Genomic DNA, 3,779 nt, shown 5'->3' with positions numbered 1-3,779 from the left:
CACAGACCACTCGAAGGAACAATCAAGCAACTGATTCTCAAACGTCAAGGGAAAAGATGGTACGCTATTTTCTGTGTCGAAAGACAAGTGGTACCATCTGGTATCGATACCAATCGTGCGATAGGAATTGACGTGGGATTACATAAGTATGCCGTTCTTTCTAATGGTTCAGAGTTTGAAAACCCTAGATTTCTCCGTGAAAAAGAAAAACAATTAAAGAAAACACAGCGAAAACTTTCTAAGAAGAAAAAGGGTTCTGCTAACTTCATAGAACAAGTCGAGCGTGTTCGCAGGCTACATGAAAAAGTAGCGAACCAGCGCAGAGATTTTCTTCATAAACTCAGTTACAATCTAGCGAAAGATTATTCCGTTATCGTTGTAGAAAATCTAAACATTCGTAACATGGTCAAAAACAGAAAATTATCGAAGTCTATTTCTGATGCAGGATGGGGAATGTTTCGAAACATGCTTGCTTACAAATGCGAAAATCATGGCGGTGTACTCATCAAAGTAGAACCAAAGTATACTTCACAAGACTGTTCTTTTTGTGGGAATCGTGTGAAGAAGTCTCTCTCTATTCGTACTCACATTTGTACAAAGTGTGGAACGGTATTGGATAGAGACTATAACGCGAGCCGGAACATCTTACAAAAAGGAGTAGAAGAATTGTTTGCCACAAACTAAAGTCTACAAACTGTAGGGCAAGGTTATGTCCGAACAGTATAAACTACGCCTGTGGAGACTGTGTAAGACGCAGTGGGACACCCTACTATGCAACGGTCTATGAAATAGGAAGCTCCTTCTTCGATCAGTTCGTAGGGTGAATAAGGAGGGGTTATTCACGCTGATGCCACGTTTCAAAAATATTGACTTTCAGAAATTGTATTCATTAAGTTTGCGACTGCTTTGTGATTAGGTACCGCATCCACGAAAGTGATTTACGAGAGATATCAACCTCTATGTGAGTTGGGGAAAGCAATTAAGACCATTTTTTTATGTGATTATCTACACTTTGAGGAAGTCCGTAGAGAGATTAATGAAGGACTTAACACTGTTTAACATTGGAACTCTGTTAACAACTACATCTTTTACGGAAAGAATAGTGAAATTCTCTAGAAGATCAAGGAATGTCTGGATGGTCACTCCAATTGCTACAAAATTGTCTGGTTTACATGAAAACGTTAATGGTTCAGGGAATTCCCTATCATAACAATCAGTATTGGCTAAAGAGAATAGCCCCTGGAGACTTCAGGGGATTAATGCTTTTGTTCTACAATCGTGTAAATCCATATGAATCATTTAAATGGAATGAAAATAGGCTAGCTTTACTAGCCTACTTTATAATCATATATAGTATGGCACCTAATTACTTTTTACGTAAACAAATTCCATTAACACATATTTTCAATTTTTGAATGTTCAGTCTCGAATGATTCCATGACTTGAACCTAGCATTACTTCTTTCCCATTTTGATTGCGATATATTGACTTTATTTCTACCTTTTTAAAACCTTCCATTTGTTCAACATTTGTAAGAGTTATCTCGCATGTAATGGTATCTCCAGTAAAAACAGGTCGAATAAATTCAGTTACCATTTCTCTTGCGATGTAATTTACATCACCACCAATCTTCGTTCCTATACTTGCAGTTAATAAGCCTTGCACCATTAAACGGCCCTTTTCATCATGTTCAATATGATGCCTACCTTGGTCGCCTGAAAAACTTCCGAACTGCAAAACATCTTCTTCAGTAAAAGTTCTTTCCCATGTAAAAACATCACCTGTTTTAATAACCATATTCTTCTCCTTTGTTTTGAATATTCTTTATTTTTAATTTAGCACAAAAATGAATGAATGACCACTCATTTTTAATAGTTTCACTAAATTACATACATTAATTTAATAAGAAAAAATCCTGCATGAAACAGGATTTTTAATCATTTCTTGTACAAATTATTAAATGTTATTCAAAAGCCACAATATTTTCTTCTACTCTATTTAACCATTCATTTATTAACGAATGGAATAAAGCATCCTGCTCAATCTGTAAGTTATGTCCCGCTTTATCTAAAACAGCAAAAGTAGCACGAGGAAATTTATCAAGAATCTTCCAAGCATCCTTGTAACCTGTTACTGAATCCTGTTTTCCTAATAAAAAGAGGCTAGGTTTTTCATACAGGGATAACTGACTATCCACATCAAATGAAAAAGCATATTGCTCCATTATTTTTGTTAAAAACGCCTCATCTGCTATTTTAATACCTGATATAATCTCTTCAAGATAACGTTGCCAATTATTTTCGTTAAGTGCTACAAATTTCAAACTGAAATTCTCACGTTCCTCTGTACTTAACTGAGATAAAAACTTTTCATCTCGGTAAATAACAGTATGCAGAGGAAGCTGTCTCTTGTTTATATCTGGGATAATCAAAGGGCAAATAAATGCTGCTCCCTCTACTTTGTCTTTTCTCTTAGATATAACTCCTCTAGTTATGTAGCCTCCGTATGATTCACCTGCGATTAAAAAAAATTCATCTGGAATAATCGTATCTATAAATTTTAAAACAAGATCTAACATTCCGTCTGAGTTTTGAATAGATTCATGTCCCTTTGTTTGTCCCATGCCTGGTAAATCAATATAAATTCGTTTCCAACCTTCTCTTTGTTCAAAAACAGGCTCCATACAACCTGACATTAGTCTATGATCAGGAGAAAAACCATGAAGCATGATAATCGGTTTTCCAGAACCATAAGTCTCATAATAAACTTTTACATCCCCTATTAAGCATTCCATTATAATCCACCCCGAATTTTCAGTATTTAAATTACTATCAATAATATAAAGGTTCTATCTTTCCAAACAATTAATCTCATACTTCTTATTGTTAATTAAAATTTTTATTTCTTTACAACTTGTACACAGTTTACATAATATTGTTATGCGAAAAATTTTTCTTATTTTCTACGTGCTTACATTTTGCTTAGCTCTTCTATTCTTTTTCAAATAACTCCATTAACTCTATAATTGTTTGCGCCGATAAATTAAAACAAATACCTGCTGCTTCATACAATTATTTTACTGATTTGAGTGTTGCCTTGAAATTGAATATGATGTCGTTTTAATTATCTAATAGTCTAGACTGACGTTTTAGCCAATTCTAAAGCTTCTCACTACATTGAATCCCTGCTTGTAGCAGAGATTCAAATTGCGCTTGTAACGATTCTAAATAAACAATAACGAAATATTCAGTATTATATTTTTAAAAGACACCCTTTCATACAATATTCTTCGCAACAAGTTTCAAATGCTCAGCAGGAATAATTTGTTTGACCGTTTCCTGTAAATCCTCTGCCATCACTTCTTCAATATGTTCCAAGGCTACTTCTAATATACTGCATTCCATCGTTTCAATATTAAGTAGAGAATAATGATTATTTTTCTTTATCACTAAATATCTATGATTCTCTGTCACTAGTAAAGCACCTAACTGAATCCCTAGTATTCTGTTATCTTCAAATTTCATGTACACTCCTCCTGTCAATAAATATTTTACAATAAAAGGATATTAAAATGTACAAAAAAGGTTCCTAATTTTTTCAGAGAATCTTGCTTTTTTGCTGATACAGTACTTATAACATAAAGGGTTCTGGTGCAAACATTTTTTGAAGATATAAAGAAGTAAAGAGATTCCTAACGGAATCCGCTTTTATGCTGGAATACCGAATAGTTGATGAATGAGGTTCACTTGATTTTGGACAGACTTCTCTTGAGAGGTTTG

The 3,779-nt window shown here is 34.0% G+C and carries 4 protein-coding genes and 1 pseudogene; 2 read left to right on the top strand and 3 right to left on the bottom strand.

The features are described from left to right. Together CN326_RS23255 and CN326_RS25480 are read left to right on the top strand one after the other, a co-directional pair. A partial coding sequence (locus CN326_RS23255) for an RNA-guided endonuclease InsQ/TnpB family protein (protein ID WP_141525119.1) occupies positions 1 to 684 on the top strand: 684 nt, incomplete at its 5' end. Between the two features lie 204 nt (positions 685 to 888). Next, positions 889 to 1,415: pseudogene (locus tag CN326_RS25480) on the top strand (Tn3 family transposase); the annotation flags it as partial. Between the two features lie 4 nt (positions 1,416 to 1,419). Here CN326_RS25480 and CN326_RS23245 read toward each other — a convergent pair. From CN326_RS23245 to CN326_RS23235, 3 genes are all read right to left on the bottom strand, one after another. Further along, complete coding sequence (locus tag CN326_RS23245) at positions 1,420 to 1,797, bottom strand: FAS1-like dehydratase domain-containing protein (RefSeq protein ID WP_098311313.1); 378 nt, start codon at positions 1,795 to 1,797, stop codon at positions 1,420 to 1,422. A 166-nt stretch (positions 1,798 to 1,963) separates the two neighbouring features. Further along, a complete protein-coding gene (locus CN326_RS23240; protein ID WP_483295663.1) occupies positions 1,964 to 2,797 on the bottom strand; it encodes an alpha/beta fold hydrolase in 834 nt (277 codons plus the stop codon). Positions 2,798 to 3,275: 478 nt separating this feature from the next. After that, complete coding sequence (locus tag CN326_RS23235) at positions 3,276 to 3,524, bottom strand: hypothetical protein (RefSeq protein ID WP_098311311.1); 249 nt, start codon at positions 3,522 to 3,524, stop codon at positions 3,276 to 3,278. Between the last annotated feature and the right edge of the window lie 255 nt (positions 3,525 to 3,779).

It is taken from the genome of Bacillus sp. AFS018417 (genome assembly GCF_002560985.1).
GTDB classification, from domain to species: Bacteria; Bacillota; Bacilli; order Bacillales; family Bacillaceae_G; genus Bacillus_A; species Bacillus_A rhizoplanae.
Note: the sequence above shows the minus strand (reverse complement) of the source record. Positions and strands in the feature narration are given on the sequence as shown.

Coding starts and splice junctions, on each gene's coding strand:
- CN326_RS23245 (WP_098311313.1), bottom strand. CDS start 1,797: ATGGTTATTAAAACAGGTGATGTTTTTACATGGGAAAGAACTTTTACT.
- CN326_RS23235 (WP_098311311.1), bottom strand. CDS start 3,524: ATGAAATTTGAAGATAACAGAATACTAGGGATTCAGTTAGGTGCTTTA.